Genomic DNA, 19,265 nt, shown 5'->3' on the forward strand with positions numbered 1-19,265 from the left:
CGGGGTCGCGATGCGGCCCCATTGTTCCAGATCACTGGATTAACTGAATACTCAAGTGTATACACTTCTCGCAAAACAATAATTAGCGGGGAGCGGGGCATGCGTATCTGGCGTAAGAGCATCCAGTGGCAATTGATTGCGAGCATGGGCGCGGCCCTGCTGGCAAGCATCCTGGTGGTTGTGATCATCTTCACGGTGGCGCTCAACCGCCTGACCGAGCGTTACCTGGTCGATACCGCCTTGCCGGCCAGCATCGAAGCCATCCGTAATGACATCGAGCGCATGCTTGGCCAGCCGTTGGTGGCTGCAGCCGACATCGCGGGTAATACGCTGCTGCGCGATTGGCTTGCCGCTGGCGAAGATCCCGCTCAAGCGCCGCAATTCCTGGAATACCTGCAGGCCGCCAAGCAGCGCAACCATGCGTTCACTGCGCTGTTCGCCTCGACCGAAACCGGCAACTACTACAACGAGAATGGCCGGGACCGCGTCCTCAGTCGCGGCAACCCCAATGACAGGTGGTTCTACGGCTACATCGACAGTGGTGCCGAACGCTTGGTGAATATCGACATCGACCATGCCACGGGCGAACTGGCGCTGTTCATCGATTACCGGGTGGAAAAGGCCGGCAAGCTGGTCGGCGTCGCCGGCATGGGCCTGCGCATGACCGAACTGTCGAAACTGATCCACGACTTCAGCTTCGGCGAGCGCGGCAAGGTCTTCCTCGTGCGCAACGACGGCCTCATTCAGGTGCATCCGGACGCGGCCTTCAGCGGCAAGCGCCAGCTCGCCGAGCAAATGGGCGAGGACGCAGCCAGGGCTGTAATGGCCAAGGGGGGCCAACTGCACAGCGGCCAGTTCAGCCGGGACGGCGAAGACTATCTGGCGCTCGGGTTGCCCCTGCGCGACTTGAACTGGACCTTGGTGGCCGAGGTGCCGAAGGCGGAAATCTACGCGCAGATGCGCCAGGCGGTGTGGCTGACCAGCCTGGTCGGCGGCGCGATCGCGTTGATTTCGCTGCTGCTGGTGGTACTGCTGGCGCGTGGTCTGGTGCGGCCGATTCGCCGCGTCACCGCCGCGCTGGTAGAGATTGGCGGTGGGGGCGGGGACCTCAGCCATCGCCTGGACGATGCCCGCCAGGATGAACTGGGCGACCTGGCCCGTGGTTTCAATCGCTTCCTTGACAGCCAGCGCGGCCTGATTGGCGAGGTGTTGCGCACCAGTCAGCGGCTGCACCTGGCTGTGGAGCAGGTCACCCAGGTGGTGGATAACACGGCCGAACGCTCCGGTCGCCAGCAGGAAATGACCGAGATGGTCGCTACTGCCGTGCATGAGATGGGCCTGACCGTGCAAGACATTGCCCACAATGCCGGCGATGCGGCCCAGGCATCGCAATCGGCGCGGGAGGAGGCGTTGCAGGCACGTGAAGTCGTGCAGCGTTCAATCCGCGGTATCGAGGGCATGTCGGGTGATATCGGCAAGGCGGCCGATGCCGTCGGCCAGTTGGCGGATGAAGTTGCTTCGATCGATGAAGTCTTAGCAGTGATCCGTAGCATTTCCGAACAGACCAACCTGCTGGCATTGAACGCCGCCATCGAGGCCGCGCGGGCAGGAGAGATGGGCCGCGGGTTTGCCGTGGTGGCCGATGAGGTGCGTACCTTGGCCCGGCGTACGCAATTGTCGACCGATGAAGTGCAGCAGATGATCCAGCGCCTGAAGCAGGGGGCAGGTTCGGCGGTCAGTTCGATGCAGGCGGGGCAACAAGCGACGGGCAGCGGGGTTGAATCGAGCCTGCGCACGGGCACATCGCTGGGCGCGATTACCGATCAGGTGGAGCACATCAGCGACATGAACCACCAGGTGGCCACGGCGACCGAGGAGCAGTCGGCGGTGACCGAGGAGATCAACCGGACGGTGCAGGGCATTTCCGACCTGGCGCGGGAGACGGCGGCCGAGGTGCAGGGGTGTCGCGAGGAATGTCAGGCGTTGCGTGGCTTGGCCGATGATCTGGCACGGCAGATGGGTGGGTTCAAGCTCTAGATCGGTGTTGGCTTCTTCGCGGGGCAAGCCCGCTCCTACAGGTGATCGCGTATCCCTGTAGGAGCGGGCTTGTCCCGCGAATGCGATCTGTCAGGCGTTGATGATGCTGCGGATATCCGCCGCCAGCTCACGCACCCGCTCTTCCTCGGTATCCCAGGAACACATGAACCGCGCGCCACCGCTACCAATGAAGGTATAGAACCGCCAGCCCCTGCCGCGCAGCGCTTCAACGGCGTGCTCAGACATTTGCAGGAACACCCCGTTGGCCTCCACCGGGAACATCAGCTCGACCCCTGGCAGATCACCCACCAGCGACGCCAGCAACTGCGCACAATGGTTGGCGTGATTGCCATGGCGCAGCCAGGCGCCATTTTCCAGCAGCCCGACCCACGGCGCCGACAGGAAGCGCATCTTCGATGCCAGTTGCCCGGCTTGCTTGCAGCGATAGTCGAAGTCCTCGGCCAGTTGGCGGTTGAAGAACAGTATCGCCTCACCCACCGCCATGCCGTTCTTGGTGCCGCCAAAGCACAGCACATCCACGCCGGCCTTCCAGGTCAGCTCGGCCGGGCTGCAACCGAGGAACGCGCAGGCGTTGGTAAAGCGCGCGCCGTCCATGTGCAGGTTCAGGCCCAGCTCCTTGCAGGTGGCGCTGATCGCCTTCAGCTCGTCGGGGCGATAGACAGTGCCGACCTCTGTGGCCTGGGTGATGGTGACCACCCGCGGCTTGGGGTAATGAATGTCCTGGCGCTTGAGCGCCACTTCGCGGATCGATTCCGGCGTGAGCTTGCCGTTGACGCTGGGTGCGGTGAGCAGCTTGGAACCGTTGGAGAAGAACTCCGGCGCGCCGCACTCGTCAGTTTCGACGTGGGCAGTCTCGGAGCAGATCACGCTGTGGTAGCTCTGGCATAGCGAGGCCAGGGCCAGGGAGTTGGCGGCGGTGCCGTTGAAGGCGAAGAACACTTCGCAGTCGGTTTCGAACAGGTTGCGGAAGTATTCCGACGCACGCTCGGTCCATTGGTCGTCGCCGTAGGCACGGTCGTGGCCGTGGTTGGCCTTTTCCATCGCGGCCCAGGCTTCGGGGCAGATGCCGGAATAGTTGTCGCTGGCGAATTGTTGGCTCTTGTCTGTCATGGCGCTTCTGTCTTGTGAACGACGCAGAACAGCACTCTAAACCATCATTTGGTGGGTTGCCTATACAAGTTCGTTTAGGTGAATGGACTGCGGGGGCATGCACCAGGTCGACGATCGGGCATGCCAGCAACGCAAGAGCGTGCAGAGTGTCGCACCAAATTCGCTAGTATTCTCAATTTCCTATCAAGTAAATGTCCCAATAGATGCTATCGAGAAGGCCGGTGACTTCGTCGTAAGTTACATCGATATAGCGAAAATCAATTTTATAATCCTTATTGTTAAATTTTAGATTTCCGCTATTGGCTATTGCCGCATTACCCAGTGCGCTCTTGTCTTCAGGAAATACGCCAATAAGTTCCCCGTTAGTGTAAATATGGACGAAAGTATAAATTTTTTTCGTGACGTTTTCACGGCGGTGGCGGCTCGATCGCTCGGCCTTTCTGTCCTGAAGGCGTTGTGCGTTGATTTTCGCCGAAATATCCTCTGCTTTTAGTTCAGCGCCCGTGATACGAACTAATGGCTGCGTTTCAATCAGGTCGGATTCAATCAAGCTTAGTTTTGCGGTAGAACGCCTTTGATCAAAAGACTTGATGTCAAGAAAATCTCCAGCCCTCGCATGAATTAATGAGCCATAGGCTTGAGGCTCCAATGGAAATGTAAACAGTCCAAAGCTAGCGTTGACTTGCATGGTCTATCTCCTTTTGTTTCAGCAAGAATGAGCTTCCCGATGAGAGAATCTTCAGGCACCCATATCAAGCTCAGCAACTGGCAGAAATGCTAGGTCTGCACGTGTTCGGCCCAGGCTCAACCCAACGACAGGCGCAGCTGCCTCGAAGGCGGAATGTCGTAAACGCGCCATTGCAAGGCGTGCGCAGGCATCTGACCCGCCCCGGCCAGTCATAACATCGCCACAAAGGGCCACAGTGCCCCACGACAAAAAACGATCGCTGCCGGGAGATACACGATGTTCAGCAAGCAAGACCAGATCCAGGGTTACGACGATGCACTGCTGGCGGCGATGAATGCCGAAGAACAGCGTCAGGAAGATCACATCGAGCTGATCGCTTCGGAAAACTACACCAGCAAGCGCGTGATGCAGGCCCAGGGCAGCGGCCTGACCAACAAATACGCCGAAGGCTATCCAGGCAAGCGCTACTACGGTGGCTGCGAGCATGTCGACAAGGTCGAGGCGCTGGCCATCGAGCGCGCCAAGCAGTTGTTCGGTGCCGACTACGCCAACGTCCAGCCGCACTCCGGCTCGTCGGCCAACGGCGCGGTCTACCTGGCCCTGCTGCAGGCCGGTGACACCATCCTCGGCATGAGCCTGGCCCACGGCGGCCACCTGACCCACGGCGCCAAGGTGTCGTCCTCGGGCAAGCTGTACAACGCCGTTCAATATGGCATCAATACCGACACCGGCCTGATCGACTACGACGAAGTCGAGCGCCTGGCCGTCGAGCACAAGCCGAAGATGATCGTTGCCGGCTTCTCGGCCTACTCCAAAACCCTCGACTTCCCACGCTTCCGCGCCATCGCCGACAAGGTCGGTGCGCTGCTGTTCGTCGACATGGCCCACGTTGCCGGCCTGGTTGCCGCTGGCCTGTACCCGAACCCGATCCCGTTCGCCGACGTGGTCACCACCACCACCCACAAGACCCTGCGCGGTCCACGTGGCGGCCTGATCCTGGCCAAGTCCAACGAAGAGATCGAGAAGAAGCTCAACGCCGCGGTATTCCCGGGCGCCCAGGGCGGCCCGCTGATGCACGTGATCGCCGCCAAGGCGGTGTGCTTCAAGGAAGCGCTGGAGCCTGGTTTCAAGGCCTACCAGAAGCAAGTGATCGAAAACGCCCAGGCGATGGCCCAGGTATTCATCGACCGCGGCTACGACGTGGTCTCTGGCGGTACCGACAACCACCTGTTCCTGGTCAGCCTGATCCGCCAGGGTCTGACCGGTAAAGATGCCGACGCCGCCCTGGGCCGCGCGCACATCACTGTCAACAAGAACGCCGTGCCGAACGACCCACAGTCGCCGTTCGTCACCTCCGGCCTGCGTATCGGCACCCCGGCCGTCACCACTCGCGGCTTCAAGGTCGCTCAGTGCGTGGCCCTGGCCGGCTGGATCTGCGACATCCTCGACAACCTCGGTGACGCTGACGTCGAAGCCGATGTGGCGAAGAACGTCGCGGCCCTGTGCGCTGACTTCCCTGTTTACCGCTGAGTGGAGTAAACGACCATGCAACGCTACTCGGGCTTCGGCCTTTTCAAGCACTCCCTCAGCCACCACGAAAACTGGCAGCGCATGTGGCGCACGCCGACCCCTAAAAAGGTCTACGACGTGGTCATCGTTGGCGGTGGCGGCCATGGCCTGGCCACGGCCTACTACCTGGCCAAGGAACACGGCATCACCAACGTCGCGGTGATCGAGAAGGGTTACCTGGGCGGCGGCAACACCGCCCGTAACACCACCATCGTGCGTTCCAACTACCTGTGGGACGAGTCGGCGCACCTGTACGAGCACGCCATGAAGCTGTGGGAGGGCCTGTCCCAGGACCTCAACTACAACGTGATGTTCTCCCAGCGCGGGGTCTACAACCTGTGCCACACCCTGCAGGACATGCGTGACTCCGAGCGCCGCGTCTCCGCCAACCGCCTCAATGGCGTCGATGGCGAGCTGCTCAACACCGCCCAGGTTGCGGCTGAAATCCCCTACCTGGACTGCTCGAAGAACACCCGCTACCCGATCCTCGGCGCCACTGTTCAGCGTCGTGGCGGCGTAGCCCGTCACGACGCCGTGGCCTGGGGCTTCGCCCGTGCCGCCGACGCCCTGGGCGTGGACCTGATCCAGCAGACCGAAGTGATCGGCTTCCGCAAGGAAAACGGTGCAGTGATCGGCGTAGAAACCAACAAAGGCTTCATCGGCGCCAAGCGCGTCGGCGTGGTCACCGCCGGCAACTCCGGGCACATGGCCAAGCTGGCTGGCTTCCGCCTGCCGCTGGAATCGCACCCGCTGCAAGCGCTGGTATCCGAACCGATCAAGCCGATCATCGACAGCGTGATCATGTCCAACGCCGTACACGGCTACATCAGCCAGTCCGACAAGGGCGACCTGGTGATCGGTGCCGGTATCGACGGCTGGGTCGGTTACGGCCAGCGCGGTTCGTACCCGGTGATCGAACACACCCTGCAGGCCATCGTCGAGATGTTCCCCAACCTCTCGCGCGTGCGCATGAACCGCCAGTGGGGCGGCATCGTCGACACCTCGCCGGACGCGTGCCCGATCATCACCAAGACCCCGGTCAAGAACATGTTCTTCAACTGCGGTTGGGGCACTGGCGGCTTCAAGGCGACCCCGGGTTCGGGCAACGTCTTCGCCGCGAGCCTGGCCAAGGGCGAAATGCACCCACTGGCCGCGCCGTTCTCCATGGACCGCTTCTACAACGGCGCACTGATCGACGAACACGGCGCTGCCGCCGTCGCCCACTAACCGGAGCCACCGTCATGTTGCATATTTTCTGTCCCCATTGTGGCGAGCTGCGCTCCGAAGAAGAGTTCCACGCCTCTGGCCAGGCGCACATCGCCCGCCCGCTGGACCCCAACGCCTGCTCCGACGAGGAGTGGGGCACCTACATGTTCTACCGTGACAACCCACGCGGTATTCACCACGAACTGTGGGACCACGTTGCCGGCTGCCGCCAGTACTTCAACGTCACCCGTAACACCGTGACCTACGAGATTCTGGAAACCTACAAGATTGGCGAGAAGCCGCAAGTGACCGACGCCGGCAAGCCAAGCAGCGCACCGTCGACCGTCAAAGGCCAAGGGGAAAAAGTATGAGCCAGACCTATCGCCTCGCCAGCGGCGGCCGTATCGACCGCAGCAAGGTCCTGAACTTCACCTTCAACGGCAAGACCTACCAGGGTTATGCCGGTGACAGCCTGGCCGCCGCGTTGCTGGCCAACGGCGTCGACATCGTTGGCCGCAGCTTCAAGTACTCGCGCCCACGCGGCATCATCGCCGCCGGTACCGAAGAGCCGAACGCCATCCTGCAGATCGGCTCCAGCGAAGCCACCCAGATCCCCAACGTGCGTGCCACCCAACAGGCGCTGTACGCAGGCCTGGTCGCCACCAGCACCAACGGCTGGCCGAACGTCAACAATGACGTCATGGGCATCCTCGGCAAGGTTGGCGGCAGCATGATGCCGCCGGGCTTCTACTACAAAACCTTCATGTACCCGAAATCGTTCTGGATGACCTACGAGAAGTACATCCGCAAAGCCGCCGGCCTGGGCCGCGCGCCGCTGCAGAACGACCCGGACAGCTACGACTACATGAACCAGCACTGCGACGTGCTGATCGTCGGTGCCGGCCCTGCTGGCCTGGCCGCCGCGCTGGCCGCTGCCCGCAGCGGTGCCCGCGTGATCCTGGCCGATGAGCAGGAAGAGTTCGGCGGCAGCCTGCTCGACACCCGCGAAACCCTCGACGGCAAGCCTGCCACCGACTGGGTCAACGCCGTGGTCAAAGAGCTGGAAAGCCTGCCGGAAGTGACCCTGCTGCCACGCGCCACGGTCAACGGCTACCACGACCATAACTTCCTGACCATTCACGAGCGCCTCACCGACCACCTCGGCGACCGCGCCCCGATCGGCCAGGTGCGCCACCGCGTGCACCGTGTCCGCGCCAAGCGCGTGGTGCTGGCTGCCGGTGCCCATGAGCGCCCACTGGTGTACGGCAACAACGACCTGCCGGGCAACATGCTGGCTGGCGCAGTGTCGACCTACGTCCGCCGTTACGGCGTGGCCCCAGGCCGCAAGCTGGTGCTGTCGACCAACAACGACCACGCCTACCGCGCCGCGCTGGACTGGCACGACGCTGGCCTGCAGGTGGTCGCCATTGCCGACGCCCGCCACAACCCACGCGGTTCGCTGGTTGAAGAAGCACGTGCCAAGGGCATCCGCATCCTCACCTCCAGCGCCGTGATCGAGGCCAAGGGCACCAAGCACGTCAGCGGCGCCCGTGTGGCCGCCATCGATGTGCAGGCGCACAAGGTCACCAGCCCGGGTGAAACCCTCGAATGCGACCTGATCGCCACCTCCGGCGGCTACAGCCCGATCGTGCACCTGGCGTCGCACCTGGGCGGTCGCCCGGTCTGGCGTGAAGACATCCTCGGCTTCGTGCCAGGCGATGCCCCGCAGAAACGCGAATGCGTGGGTGGCATCAACGGCGTCTACGCCCTCGGCGATGTGATTACCGATGGCTTCGAAGGCGGCGCCCGCGCAGCCACTGAAGCCGGCTTCAAGGCCACCGTTGGCAGCCTGCCGAAAACCGTGGCGCGCAAGGAAGAGGCCACCGTGGCGCTGTTCCAGGTGCCGCACGACAAAGGCACTGCCCGCGCACCCAAACAGTTCGTCGACCAGCAGAACGACGTCACCGCGGCCGCCATCGAACTGGCCACCCGCGAAGGCTTCGAGTCGGTCGAGCACGTCAAGCGCTATACCGCACTGGGCTTCGGTACCGACCAGGGCAAGCTGGGCAACATCAACGGCCTGGCCATCGCTGCCCGTTCGATCGGCATCACCATCCCGGAAATGGGCACCACCATGTTCCGCCCGAACTACACGCCGGTGACCTTCGGTGCAGTAGCCGGTCGTCACTGTGGCCACCTGTTCGAGCCGGTGCGCTTCACCGCCCTGCATGCCTGGCACGTGAAGAACGGCGCCGAGTTCGAAGACGTCGGCCAGTGGAAGCGCCCGTGGTACTTCCCGAAAGCCGGTGAAGACATCCATGCCGCCGTTGCCCGTGAATGCAAGGCCGTGCGCGACAGCGTGGGCCTGCTGGACGCCTCGACCCTGGGCAAGATCGACATCCAGGGCCCTGATGCGCGCGAGTTCCTCAACCGCATCTACACCAACGCCTGGACCAAGCTCGAGGTGGGCAAGGCCCGCTACGGCCTGATGTGCAAGGAAGATGGCATGGTCTTCGACGACGGCGTGACCGCCTGCGTCGGCGACAACCACTTCATCATGACCACCACCACCGGCGGCGCAGCCCGCGTGCTGCAGTGGATGGAGCTGTACCACCAGACCGAATGGCCGGAGCTGAAGGTGTACTTCACCTCGGTCACCGACCACTGGGCGACCATGACCCTGTCCGGCCCCAACAGCCGCAAGCTGCTCAGCGAGCTGACCGACATCGACATGGACAAGGAAGCCTTCCCGTTCATGACCTGGAAGGAAGGCAACGTTGGCGGCGTACCGGCCCGCGTGTTCCGTATCTCGTTCACCGGTGAGCTGTCGTACGAAGTCAACGTGCAGGCCAATTACGCCATGGGCGTGCTGGAACAGATCATCGAGGCCGGCAAGAAGTACAACCTGACCCCGTACGGCACCGAGACCATGCACGTACTGCGTGCCGAGAAGGGCTTCATCATCGTTGGCCAGGACACCGATGGCTCGATGAACCCGGACGACCTCAACATGAGCTGGTGCGTGGGCCGCAACAAGCCGTTCTCGTGGATCGGCCTGCGTGGCATGAACCGCGAAGACTGCCTGCGCGACAACCGCAAGCAGCTGGTGGGCCTGAAGCCGATCGACCCGACCAAGTGGCTGCCGGAAGGCGCCCAGCTGGTATTCGATCCGAAGCAGCCAATCCCGATGGACATGGTGGGCCACGTCACCTCCAGCTACGCCTCCAACTCCCTGGGCTATTCGTTTGCCATGGGTGTGGTCAAGGGCGGCCTCAAGCGCATGGGCGAGCGTGTGTACTCGCCGCAGGCGGATGGCAGCGTGATCGAGGCGGAGATCGTGTCTTCGGTGTTCTTCGATCCGAAGGGTGAGCGGCAGAACGTCTAAGGCCCCGGATGGCCGCGCAGCCTGCTTGCAGCGCTGCGCAGCCCTGACGAACAAGAATTCAAGGCAGGTAAGAAATGAGCGCTATCAACGTCTTCCAGCAAAACCCCGGCGCCGAGGCCAAGGCCCAGTCGCCACTGCACCACGCCGACCTGGCCAGCCTGGTTGGCAAAGGCCGCAAGAACGCAGGCGTGACCCTGCGTGAAAAGAAATTCCTCGGTCACCTGACCCTTCGTGGCGATGGCCACAACCCGGAATTCGCCGCTGGCGTGCACAAGGCCCTGGGCCTGGAGCTGCCGGTTGCCCTGACCGTGGTCGCCAACAACGAGATGTCGCTGCAGTGGGTCGGCCCTGACGAATGGCTGCTGATCGTCCCAGGCGGCCAGGAACTGGCGATCGAACAGAAACTGCGCGCGGCACTCGACGGCCAGCACATCCAGGTGGTCAACGTCAGCGGCGGGCAGAGCCTGCTGGAGCTGCGCGGCCCGAACGTGCGCGAAGTGCTGATGAAGTCCACCAGCTATGATGTTCACCCGAACAACTTCCCGGTCGGCAAGGCTGTCGGCACCGTGTTCGCCAAGTCGCAACTGGTGATCCGCCGCACTGCCGAAGACACCTGGGAACTGGTGATTCGCCGCAGCTTCGCCGATTACTGGTGGCTGTGGCTGCAGGACGCTTCGGCCGAGTACGGCCTGAGCATCGAGGCGTAAGGAGAGCAGAACATGAGTCGGGCACCGGATACCTGGATTCTCACCGCCGACTGCCCGAGCATGCTCGGCACCGTCGACGTGGTGACGCGTTACCTCTACGAGCAGCGCTGCTACGTCACGGAGCACCACTCCTTCGATGACCGGCTGTCGGGGCGCTTCTTCATTCGCGTGGAGTTCCGCCAGCCGGACGATTTCGACGAGGCGGGCTTTCGCGCCGGCCTCGCCGAGCGCAGCGATGCGTTCGGCATGGCCTTCGAGCTGACCGCCCCCAATCACCGCCCCAAGGTGGTGATCATGGTGTCCAAGGCCGACCATTGCCTGAACGACCTGCTGTACCGCCAGCGCATCGGCCAACTGGCCATGGACGTGGTCGCGGTGGTGTCCAACCACCCGGACCTCGAACCCCTGGCGCACTGGCACAAGATTCCCTACTACCACTTCGCCCTCGACCCGAAGGACAAGCCTGCGCAAGAGCGCAAGGTGATCCAGGTGATCGAAGAGACCGGTGCGGAGCTGGTGGTGCTTGCCCGCTACATGCAGGTGCTGTCGCCGGAGCTGTGCCGGCGCCTGGATGGCTGGGCGATCAACATTCACCACTCGTTGCTGCCAGGGTTCAAGGGCGCCAAGCCCTATCACCAGGCGTACAACAAGGGCGTGAAGATGGTCGGCGCCACGGCGCACTACATCAACAACGACCTCGACGAAGGGCCGATCATTGCCCAGGGCGTCGAGGTGGTGGACCACAGCCATTACCCCGAAGACCTGATTGCCAAGGGGCGTGATATCGAGTGCCTGACCCTGGCGCGGGCGGTGGGCTATCACATCGAGCGGCGGGTGTTCCTCAACGCCAACCGGACCGTGGTTCTGTAATTTTTTATTGGTAGTCACGAACTACAGCCGTTTTGCGGCGTAGTTCGTGGTGCGCTTCAAGCCTCCGACGCAGAAAGCGGAGCGTCATTGGCGAGTATCGGCAATGCTGTACTGGCCAAGGGCACGCCAGTCGGCCAGCGATAGCCACTGACTCGACTCAGCTCGAAGGCCCGGATGTTCACAGCATCGCTTTGATTGCCGCCCAGGACCATCAGGTTGCCATTCGCCGCCTTGCCGACCACGAAGCCGACATGGCCGCCACCGACACGCGTGAACACTACAATGCAGCCCACAGCTGGCTGTTCCAGCTGGGTGCCCCAGTCAAGGTAGGACTTCGCGCTTTCGAAACGGCTGGACCTGATACCCGCGCGTTCCAGCATTGCGCCGACAAATGCCGCGCACCAGGGCGTTTCGTCATCTTTTATCCCCCCGCGCTTGATGTCCTTCCACATCTGCAGGATTTCCGGGTGGTGCTGGCTGCCAGGTATCTCGCTGATACCAATCAGTTTACGTGCTTCGTTCAGCCAAGGTAGTTCGTTCATTGTGCTACTTCCAGAAGTTGAGGAGACGGCTGGCCAGCGGGCCGTGAGGCCGACGTGACCCTGGCCCAGCCTCCTCCTCACCAGCGGTAGCGACTATGGCCAATGGCGACAGCACTGCCGTAAAAAGGCATCTGTCTGTCGTTTCCAGTCAGCGTGATCAGCCGTATCAGGCCCACAATTCCTGCACTCCAGTAACACAAGCCGCCCATGGATGGCGGCGCGTTCACCACCGCTGCATAAATAAAAATCAAGCGAGGTAAGAGCATGTCTGGCAATCGTGGAGTGGTGTATCTCGGCGCGGGCAAGGTCGAGGTGCAGAAGATCGACTACCCGAAAATGCAAGACCCACGCGGCAAGAAGATCGAGCACGGCGTCATCCTCAAAGTGGTTTCCACCAACATCTGCGGCTCTGACCAGCACATGGTCCGCGGCCGCACCACTGCCCAGGTCGGCCTGGTCCTGGGCCACGAAATTACCGGTGAAATCGTCGAGATGGGGCGTGATGTAGAACGCCTGAAGATCGGCGACCTGGTGTCGGTACCCTTCAACGTCGCGTGCGGGCGCTGCCGCTCGTGCAAAGAGATGCACACCGGTGTCTGCCTCACCGTCAACCCGGCCCGCGCCGGTGGTGCCTATGGCTACGTCGACATGGGCGACTGGACCGGCGGCCAGGCCGAGTACGTGTTGGTGCCGTACGCTGACTTCAACCTGCTGAAGCTGCCGGACCGCGACAAGGCCATGGAGAAGATCCGTGACCTGACCTGCCTGTCCGACATCCTGCCGACCGGCTACCACGGCGCCGTCACCGCCGGCGTTGGCCCAGGCAGCACCGTCTACGTCGCTGGCGCCGGCCCCGTCGGCCTGGCCGCCGCTGCCTCGGCGCGCCTGCTCGGAGCGGCCTGTGTCATCGTCGGTGACCTGAACCCAGCCCGCCTGGCACACGCCAAGTCCCAGGGTTTCGAAGTGGTCGACCTGTCCAAGGACACCCCGCTGCACGAGCAGATCGTCGACATTCTCGGCGAGCCTGAAGTGGACTGCGCTGTCGATGCCGTAGGTTTCGAAGCCCGCGGCCACGGCCACGAAGGTGCCAAGCATGAAGCGCCGGCCACCGTGCTGAACTCGCTGATGCAAGTGACCCGCGTGGCCGGCAACATCGGCATCCCGGGCCTGTACGTGACCGAAGACCCGGGCGCGGTGGATGCCGCTGCCAAGATCGGCGCGCTGAGCATCCGCTTTGGCCTGGGCTGGGCCAAGTCGCACAGCTTCCACACCGGCCAGACCCCGACCATGAAGTACAACCGCCAGCTGATGCAGGCGATCATGTGGGACCGCATCAACATCGCCGAAGTGGTGGGTGTGCAGGTGATCAACCTGGATCAGGCGCCGGAAGGTTACGGCGAGTTCGATGCAGGTGTGCCGAAGAAGTTCGTGATCGACCCGCACAAGATGTGGGGCGCAGCCTAACCGCTAGATGCAACGCCCCCGCAAGGGGGCGTTGTACTTTCAGCAGGACGATAATCGGCCTGGAACAAAGTTCCGTGGCGCCAGTCCAATGCCTCGTTTCCCCGGCCATCCCGGCCAACGAGGTCCCTCCCGATGAAAGCATTCACTCTGGCAACCCTGATGACCCTGGCCGCAAGCCCGGTGTTCGCCTTCAACCTCAGCGACGCCGCCAACGCCGTCTCTTCCATGCAGAACCAGCAGCAACAAGGCCAGGTGCAGGCGCCGGAAGGGCAGGCCAACCTGCTCAACACCCTGGGCAGCCAGCTGAACATCACCCCCGAACAGGCCGTGGGCGGGGCAGGAGCCATGCTGGGGCTGGCGCGCAACAACCTGAGCAGCGACGACTATGGCCAGCTGACCAAGGCCGTGCCGGGCCTGGACCTGCTGTCGGGGGCCAATGCCCTGGGCGGGTTGAGTGGGTTGGGTGAGTTGCTGGGCAACAGCAAGGGCAGCCAGTCGGCCTTGGACAAGGCGCTGGGCAACGATGTGGAGAACCGTGGCGACCTTGACAATGCGTTCAAGGCGCTGGGGATGGATACCGGGATGATCGGGCAGTTTGCGCCGTTGATTCTGCAGTACCTGGGGCAGCAGGGGATTGCCGGGTCGTTGTTGCAGAATCTGGGGAGTTTGTGGACTACACCAGCGCCGCTGGCCCAGCCTTCGGTTTAATGCCCGATCTCAAACCATGCCCCAAGGGTGCGCGTGCCCAGGTACAGGCTTAACTGGCCCGAAACAGACGTAGGAGCGAGCGACAGCTCGCGATGCGCCGCGCGGGCGGCGCTCGATGTCACAGGCGCCACACTCCTCAAGGCATGCGCATGGCGGCCCTGACCGGGTCGCCTGCCAATCTCCTGGCATGGTCACACAGGCCTTTCAGGTATGACGCCAGGGGTTTATACCGGAAGATGATGGAGAGGCACCCAGGTGCTCGGCATCACACCTTCAGCGCCTATCCGATCGAGCGCCGCCCACGCGTCGCATCGCGAGCTATCGCTCGCTCCTACGTCTGTTTCGGGCCAATCAGTCCCGTGGGATCAGCGCGCGACCGCCTTCTATTTCGACGCGTTATCGTGGTGATCAGGCAGCCTCACTGAAGTCCACCAGGCGCACTGGGCGGCGGAAACCGGCGGTCAGAACTGCCAGGTAGGCCAGGCCGAAGGTAAACCAGCACAGGCCGATAACCAAGGTCAGGGCCGACAGGCTGGTCCACAGCCAAAGGGTCAGCGCCAACCCCACCAGCGGTACCGCGCCATAGCACAGCAACCCCTTGAGGTTACGCTGGGCACCATCGTCCATCAGGTGGGTCTTCACCACCGCCAGGTTCACCGCCGAGAACGCTACCAACGCACCGAAGCTGATCAGCGAGGCGAGGGTAGCCAGGTCGATCACCAATGCCAGCAGCGAGAACGCCGACACCAGCGCAATGGCAAATACCGGCGTGCCGAAGCGTGGCGACAGGTAGCCGAAGCTGCGACGCGGCAGCACATTGTCCCGCCCCATGGTGAACAGGATGCGCGACACCGCCGCCTGCGAGGCCAGCGCCGAACCCAGGCTGCCCGCGACATACGCGGCAGTGAAGAAGTTGGCCAGGAACTGACCGCCCGCCTTGGACATCACCTCGTTGGCCGCTGCATCGGCATTGGCAAAGGTGGTGCCTGGCATCACCAGCTGGCTGACATAGGCCAGCACGGTAAACAGGACGCCAGCAAACAGGGTGGTGAGGATGATTGCCCGTGGCACGTCGCGGCGGGCATCGCGGCACTCTTCGGCCAGGGTCGAGACGGCGTCGAAGCCGAGGAACGACAGGCACAGTACCGCCGCGCCGGCCATGATTGCGCCAAAGCCGGGCTTGGAGCCATCGCCCATCAGCGGCGACAGCAGGTCCAGCGGCTGGCCGGCCAGGGACTGGCATGACAGCGCGACGAACACCACGATGAAGACGATCTGCGCGCCGACGATCAGGTTGCTGGTCTTGGCCACCGAGTGGATGCCGACCACGTTCAGCACCGTTACCAGCACGATCGAGGCCAGGGCGATGGACCACGCCGGAATGGCCGGGAAGGCGATGTTGAGGAACAGGCCGATCAACAGGTAATTGATCATCGGCAGGAACAGGTAATCCAGCAGCAGCGACCAGCCGGCGAGGAAGCCGACGTTGGGGCCGAAGGCCATGTTGGTGTAGGAGTATGCCGAGCCCGCGACCGGGAAGCGCTTGACCATGAAGCTGTAGGACGCAGCGGTGAACAGCATGGCTACCAGGGTGACCATGTATGCGCTGGCGGTGCGGCCACCGGTGAGTTCGGTGACGATGCCGTAGGTGGTGAAGATGGTCAGCGGGACCATGTACACCAGGCCGAAGAACACCAGGGCGGGGAGGCTGAGGACACGGCGCAGTTGGGCGGAGTTGGAGCTGGGTGGGTTGGCCATCGATCGATCCAGGCATTTTTGTAGTTGTGCTTTGGTCGATTTTTATCCACTTAGGGGGGTGAAGACAAAAAAGTATTACTTATTCTAATTATTAGCCTGGGTTTTAATCGGGGTTGTGAGCATTCCTGTGCCGGCCTCTTCGCGGGGCAAGCCCGCTCCTACAGGACGGCGGTATTCCTGTAGGAGCGGGCTTGTCCCGCGAATGGGCCGGCACAGGCGAAGTGGGTTCAGCCTATTTCTGCCCGCAGCTGCGCGATCCGCTGGTCCTTGTCCAACCACAGCTGGTTGACCCAGGCCTGCACGGTCTGGCGGAAGGCCGGGTCATTCTCGTAATCCCCATCCCACAATGCCGGGTCCAGCTCACGCACCTGAATGTCGATAATCACCCGGCTGATACTGCCATTGAGCAGGTCCCAGAACCCCGGCGCCTGGTTGCCGGGATAGACGATGGTCACGTCCAGCAGCGCATCCAGCTGCTCGCCCAGCGCTGCCAGCACGAACGCCACGCCGCCAGCCTTGGGCTTGAGCAGGTAACGGTAGGGCGATTGCTGTTCGCGGTGCTTGGCCTCGGTGAAGCGGGTGCCTTCGAGGTAGTTGACCACGGTCACCGGCTGGCGCTTGAACAGCTCGCAGGCGGCCTTGGTGATCTCCAGGTCCTTGCCCTTGAGCTCTGGGTGCTTTTCCAGGAACGCCTTGCTGTAGCGCTTCATGAACGGGTAATCGAGGCCCCACCAGGCCAGGCCCAGCAGCGGTACCCAGATCAGCTCCTTCTTGAGGAAGAACTTGAAGAACGGCGTGCGGCGGTTGAGGCTTTCGATCAGCGCCGGGATGTCCACCCAGGTCTGGTGGTTGCTGACGGCCAGGTAGGACGTGTCCTTGCGCAGGTTCTCGACGCCACGGATGTCCCATTTGGTGGGGATGCACAGGGCGAAGATGGCCTTGTCGACCTCTGACCAGGCTTCAGCAAACCACATCACGGCAGCGGAGGCGTAGTCGCGCCAGCGCCCCTGCAGTACCAGCTTGAGCAGGGCGAAGACCATCAGCGGGCAGATCATCACCACGGTGTTGAGCAGCAGCAGGGTGGTTGTGAGAATGCCGGTAAACAGGCGACGCATAAGGAAACTCTTGTTGTGGGAAGTTGGCAGGGCGCAATGATAAGCAGCGCTGGGGTCTACGCCAAATGTCCAATGCCCGACGGTGGGGACAAATGTTTCACAACATGTTGGTTAGGCTTGTGAGAGCGAACCTATCCAGCCAGTGCAGTCTAAGCACTGACCCTTCTCAAGGAAGCCTGCCTGTGAAATCTCTGCTTGCCCTGTTATCGCTGCTGGCGTTGCCGGTCATGGCCGCCGAACCCACGCTGTATGGCCGTTACGAGAACATCAAGTTGCCCGAGCTTGGCCAGACCCTGAAGGCCAAGATGGACACCGGCGCCTGGACCGCGTCGCTGTCGGCCAAGGACATCGAGCTGTTCACTCGCGATGGCGAGGAGTGGGTACGTTTCCGCCTGGCAACCAAGGACTCCGACGGCAAGGTGTATGAGCACCAGGTCTCGCGCATCAGCAAGATCAAGGGCCGTGCCGATGAAGAGGACGAGGGTGATGCACCGGACATCTCCAAGCGGCCGGTGGTCGACCTGGAGATGTGCCTGGGTGGCGTGAAGCGCACCATGGAGGTCAACCTGGTGGACCGCAGCCACTTCAACTACCCGTTGCTGATTGGTTCCAAGGCATTGCGACAGTTCAAGGCGGCGGTGAACCCGGCCAAGAAGTTTACTGCGGGCAATCCTGATTGCTGAATGTGATGTAGGTCTTGCCGGCCCTTTCGCGGGGCAAGCCCACTCCTACAAGCTCGTGAGGTACCTGTAGGAGCGGGCTTGTCCCGCGAAGAGGCCCGTCAGGCCACCGGAGCAGTGGCAACCATTGACGGCCGTTGGGCCGCCTCGGCGTACCATGCCGCCAAGCCAGGCTGGCATTCACGCCAGCCGAACTCTGGCTGACGTAGGTCCAAGTACCCTAGAGCACAAGCCACGCCGATCGCCGCGAGGTCGAAACCGCTAGCCAATTCAGCCAGGTGCTCCTGCTCCAGGTTCGCCAGGCTGCGGCGAATCTTCTCGCCTTGCGCTTCGAGCCAGCCGTCCCAGCGTTTCTCTTCAGGCCGCAGGAAGCTCTCGTAACGGCTCGACACCGCCGCATCCATGATCGCATCCGCCTGCGAGGCCAGGGTCATGCGCCGCCAGCGCGCCGAGCCCTCGCGTGGCAGCAGCGGCAGGCCGACATGCTGCAGATCGAGGTACTCGCAAATCACCCGGCTGTCGTGCAGTACGGTGCCGTCTTCCAGGCGCAGGGCCGGGATCTTGCCGATCGGGTTGCCATGGTTAAGCTGCTCGTCGCCGCTCACCGGGCTGATGTTCACCGGCTGAAGGCTGACGCGATCAAGCTGGCCAGTCTCGTGCAGCACCACCATGACCTTGCGCACGAAAGGCGACAGTGGCGAGTGGAACAGGGTCATCGTGCTCATGGTTCAGTTGCCCTGCAGGCTCGGTGGCAGGCACACGCCGGTGCCGCCGATGCCGCAGTAGCCGTCCGGGTTCTTGGCCAGGTACTGCTGGTGGTAGGCCTCGGCGAAGTACACGGTCGGCGCCTGGTCGATTTCGGTAGTGATTTCGCCGAAGCCGGCCTTGCTCAGTTCAGCCTGGAAGGCGTCGCGGCTGGCCTTGGCCTGCTCCAGCTGTTCAGGGCTGGTGCAGTAGATGGCCGAACGGTACTGGGTGCCGATGTCGTTGCCCTGGCGCATGCCTTGGGTCGGGTTGTGCAGTTCCCAGAACATCGCCAGCAGCTCCTGGTAGCTGACCTTGTCCTTGTCGAACACCACCAGCACCACTTCGGTGTGGCCGGTCAGGCCCGAGCAGACTTCTTCGTAGGTCGGGTTAGGGGTGAAGCCGCCGGCGTAGCCGACCACGGTGCTGACCACGCCTTCACGCTGCCAGAAGCGGCGCTCGGCGCCCCAGAAGCAGCCCAGGCCGAAGATGGCGAAATCGATGGCGCCTTCGAAGAACGGGCCGAGCAGTGGGGTGTCTTTGAAGACGTAGTGGAATTCGGGCAGCTGCATGGGCGTTTCGCGGCCAGGCAGGGCTTGCTCCGCGGTTGGCATGACGTTTTTGTTCACCAGGATTTCCGAGCGCAGGACCATGGCCGTTC

18 protein-coding genes are annotated in these 19,265 nt (G+C 62.7%); 10 read left to right on the forward strand and 8 right to left on the reverse strand.

Annotated elements, in window-relative coordinates; all coding sequences use genetic code 11:
- The first annotated feature begins 99 nt into the window (after positions 1 to 99).
- Complete coding sequence (locus BGP85_RS29825) at positions 100 to 2,037, forward strand: methyl-accepting chemotaxis protein (RefSeq protein ID WP_103448652.1); 1,938 nt, start codon at positions 100 to 102, stop codon at positions 2,035 to 2,037.
- A gap of 90 nt (positions 2,038 to 2,127) precedes the next feature.
- Here the strand turns inward: BGP85_RS29825 and BGP85_RS15040 are convergent, their stop codons facing one another.
- Together BGP85_RS15040 and BGP85_RS15045 are read right to left on the reverse strand one after the other, a co-directional pair.
- Complete coding sequence (locus BGP85_RS15040) at positions 2,128 to 3,168, reverse strand: threonine aldolase family protein (protein WP_103448653.1); 1,041 nt, start codon at positions 3,166 to 3,168, stop codon at positions 2,128 to 2,130.
- A gap of 172 nt (positions 3,169 to 3,340) precedes the next feature.
- Positions 3,341 to 3,856: a hypothetical protein gene (locus BGP85_RS15045; protein ID WP_103448654.1), complete on the reverse strand. Its 516-nt coding sequence runs from the start codon at positions 3,854 to 3,856 to the stop codon at positions 3,341 to 3,343.
- A gap of 276 nt (positions 3,857 to 4,132) precedes the next feature.
- Here BGP85_RS15045 and BGP85_RS15050 point away from each other — a divergent pair, with 276 nt between their 5' ends.
- The 6 genes from BGP85_RS15050 to purU all read left to right on the forward strand — a co-directional run bounded on the left by BGP85_RS15050 (position 4,133) and on the right by purU (position 11,593).
- Positions 4,133 to 5,386: a serine hydroxymethyltransferase gene (locus BGP85_RS15050; protein WP_103448655.1), complete on the forward strand. Its 1,254-nt coding sequence runs from the start codon at positions 4,133 to 4,135 to the stop codon at positions 5,384 to 5,386.
- A 15-nt stretch (positions 5,387 to 5,401) separates the two neighbouring features.
- Positions 5,402 to 6,652, forward strand: coding sequence for a sarcosine oxidase subunit beta family protein (locus tag BGP85_RS15055; RefSeq protein ID WP_003255680.1), 1,251 nt, complete (start codon positions 5,402 to 5,404; stop codon positions 6,650 to 6,652).
- Between the two features lie 14 nt (positions 6,653 to 6,666).
- Entirely contained in the window at positions 6,667 to 7,002 is a 336-nt protein-coding gene (locus BGP85_RS15060; protein ID WP_103448656.1) for a sarcosine oxidase subunit delta, read from the forward strand.
- A complete protein-coding gene (locus BGP85_RS15065) occupies positions 6,999 to 10,016 on the forward strand; it encodes a sarcosine oxidase subunit alpha (RefSeq protein WP_103448657.1) in 3,018 nt (1,005 codons plus the stop codon). The genes BGP85_RS15060 and BGP85_RS15065 overlap by 4 nt, the downstream gene beginning before the upstream one ends.
- A gap of 74 nt (positions 10,017 to 10,090) precedes the next feature.
- Positions 10,091 to 10,723 carry a sarcosine oxidase subunit gamma gene (locus BGP85_RS15070; protein WP_103448658.1) on the forward strand — a complete coding sequence of 211 codons (633 nt, stop codon included), beginning with the start codon at positions 10,091 to 10,093 and terminating at the stop codon, positions 10,721 to 10,723.
- A 12-nt stretch (positions 10,724 to 10,735) separates the two neighbouring features.
- Entirely contained in the window at positions 10,736 to 11,593 is an 858-nt protein-coding gene (gene purU, locus BGP85_RS15075) for a formyltetrahydrofolate deformylase (RefSeq protein WP_103448659.1), read from the forward strand.
- 56 nt (positions 11,594 to 11,649) lie between these two features.
- Here purU and BGP85_RS15080 read toward each other — a convergent pair whose 3' ends face one another.
- Positions 11,650 to 12,135 (reverse strand): TIGR02594 family protein, encoded by a 486-nt coding sequence (locus tag BGP85_RS15080; protein WP_103448660.1) that lies wholly within the window; start codon positions 12,133 to 12,135, stop codon positions 11,650 to 11,652.
- 77 nt (positions 12,136 to 12,212) lie between these two features.
- Positions 12,213 to 12,401, reverse strand: a complete 189-nt coding sequence (locus tag BGP85_RS28720) for a hypothetical protein (RefSeq protein WP_146048986.1) — start codon at positions 12,399 to 12,401, stop codon at positions 12,213 to 12,215.
- Between BGP85_RS28720 and fdhA the strand changes: the two genes are divergently transcribed.
- Entirely contained in the window at positions 12,400 to 13,599 is a 1,200-nt protein-coding gene (gene fdhA / locus BGP85_RS15085; RefSeq protein ID WP_060480490.1) for a formaldehyde dehydrogenase, glutathione-independent, read from the forward strand. The genes BGP85_RS28720 and fdhA overlap by 2 nt on opposite strands.
- Before the next feature lie 132 nt (positions 13,600 to 13,731).
- The gene (locus BGP85_RS15090; RefSeq protein WP_103448661.1) at positions 13,732 to 14,307 is read left to right on the forward strand and encodes a DUF2780 domain-containing protein; all 576 of its coding nucleotides are present in this window, start codon (positions 13,732 to 13,734) and stop codon (positions 14,305 to 14,307) included.
- Positions 14,308 to 14,715: 408 nt separating this feature from the next.
- Here BGP85_RS15090 and BGP85_RS15095 read toward each other — a convergent pair whose 3' ends face one another.
- Positions 14,716 to 16,065: an APC family permease gene (locus BGP85_RS15095; RefSeq protein ID WP_103448662.1), complete on the reverse strand. Its 1,350-nt coding sequence runs from the start codon at positions 16,063 to 16,065 to the stop codon at positions 14,716 to 14,718.
- A gap of 227 nt (positions 16,066 to 16,292) precedes the next feature.
- Positions 16,293 to 17,180 (reverse strand): acyltransferase, encoded by an 888-nt coding sequence (locus BGP85_RS15100; RefSeq protein WP_103448663.1) that lies wholly within the window; start codon positions 17,178 to 17,180, stop codon positions 16,293 to 16,295.
- Between the two features lie 182 nt (positions 17,181 to 17,362).
- On the opposite strand from BGP85_RS15100, the gene rloA2 reads away from it, so the two are divergent.
- Positions 17,363 to 17,863 (forward strand): retropepsin-like aspartic peptidase RloA2, encoded by a 501-nt coding sequence (gene rloA2, locus BGP85_RS15105; protein ID WP_103448664.1) that lies wholly within the window; start codon positions 17,363 to 17,365, stop codon positions 17,861 to 17,863.
- A 98-nt stretch (positions 17,864 to 17,961) separates the two neighbouring features.
- On the opposite strand, the gene BGP85_RS15110 is transcribed toward rloA2, so the two are convergent.
- A complete protein-coding gene (locus tag BGP85_RS15110; protein ID WP_103448665.1) occupies positions 17,962 to 18,585 on the reverse strand; it encodes a glutathione S-transferase in 624 nt (207 codons plus the stop codon).
- A gap of 3 nt (positions 18,586 to 18,588) precedes the next feature.
- Positions 18,589 to 19,257, reverse strand: a complete 669-nt coding sequence (gene msrA / locus BGP85_RS15115) for a peptide-methionine (S)-S-oxide reductase MsrA (RefSeq protein ID WP_103448666.1) — start codon at positions 19,255 to 19,257, stop codon at positions 18,589 to 18,591.
- Positions 19,258 to 19,265 lie beyond the last annotated feature (8 nt).

This window comes from Pseudomonas putida (assembly GCF_002906855.1).
In the GTDB taxonomy this organism is placed as follows: domain Bacteria; phylum Pseudomonadota; class Gammaproteobacteria; order Pseudomonadales; family Pseudomonadaceae; genus Aquipseudomonas; species Aquipseudomonas putida_N.

Bases quoted from the DNA above. Each gene is read 5' to 3' on its own strand.
- BGP85_RS15080 (WP_103448660.1), bottom strand. From the start codon at position 12,135: ATGAACGAACTACCTTGGCTGAACGAAGCACGTAAACTGATTGGTATC.
- BGP85_RS15065 (WP_103448657.1), top strand. From the start codon at position 6,999: ATGAGCCAGACCTATCGCCTCGCCAGCGGCGGCCGTATCGACCGCAGC.
- fdhA (WP_060480490.1), top strand. From the start codon at position 12,400: ATGTCTGGCAATCGTGGAGTGGTGTATCTCGGCGCGGGCAAGGTCGAG.
- BGP85_RS29825 (WP_103448652.1), top strand. From the start codon at position 100: ATGCGTATCTGGCGTAAGAGCATCCAGTGGCAATTGATTGCGAGCATG.
- BGP85_RS15070 (WP_103448658.1), top strand. From the start codon at position 10,091: ATGAGCGCTATCAACGTCTTCCAGCAAAACCCCGGCGCCGAGGCCAAG.
- purU (WP_103448659.1), top strand. From the start codon at position 10,736: ATGAGTCGGGCACCGGATACCTGGATTCTCACCGCCGACTGCCCGAGC.
- BGP85_RS28720 (WP_146048986.1), bottom strand. From the start codon at position 12,401: ATGCTCTTACCTCGCTTGATTTTTATTTATGCAGCGGTGGTGAACGCG.
- BGP85_RS15040 (WP_103448653.1), bottom strand. From the start codon at position 3,168: ATGACAGACAAGAGCCAACAATTCGCCAGCGACAACTATTCCGGCATC.
- BGP85_RS15060 (WP_103448656.1), top strand. From the start codon at position 6,667: ATGTTGCATATTTTCTGTCCCCATTGTGGCGAGCTGCGCTCCGAAGAA.
- BGP85_RS15095 (WP_103448662.1), bottom strand. From the start codon at position 16,065: ATGGCCAACCCACCCAGCTCCAACTCCGCCCAACTGCGCCGTGTCCTC.
- BGP85_RS15055 (WP_003255680.1), top strand. From the start codon at position 5,402: ATGCAACGCTACTCGGGCTTCGGCCTTTTCAAGCACTCCCTCAGCCAC.
- BGP85_RS15100 (WP_103448663.1), bottom strand. From the start codon at position 17,180: ATGCGTCGCCTGTTTACCGGCATTCTCACAACCACCCTGCTGCTGCTC.
- BGP85_RS15090 (WP_103448661.1), top strand. From the start codon at position 13,732: ATGAAAGCATTCACTCTGGCAACCCTGATGACCCTGGCCGCAAGCCCG.
- BGP85_RS15050 (WP_103448655.1), top strand. From the start codon at position 4,133: ATGTTCAGCAAGCAAGACCAGATCCAGGGTTACGACGATGCACTGCTG.
- BGP85_RS15045 (WP_103448654.1), bottom strand. From the start codon at position 3,856: ATGCAAGTCAACGCTAGCTTTGGACTGTTTACATTTCCATTGGAGCCT.
- msrA (WP_103448666.1), bottom strand. From the start codon at position 19,257: ATGGTCCTGCGCTCGGAAATCCTGGTGAACAAAAACGTCATGCCAACC.
- BGP85_RS15110 (WP_103448665.1), bottom strand. From the start codon at position 18,585: ATGAGCACGATGACCCTGTTCCACTCGCCACTGTCGCCTTTCGTGCGC.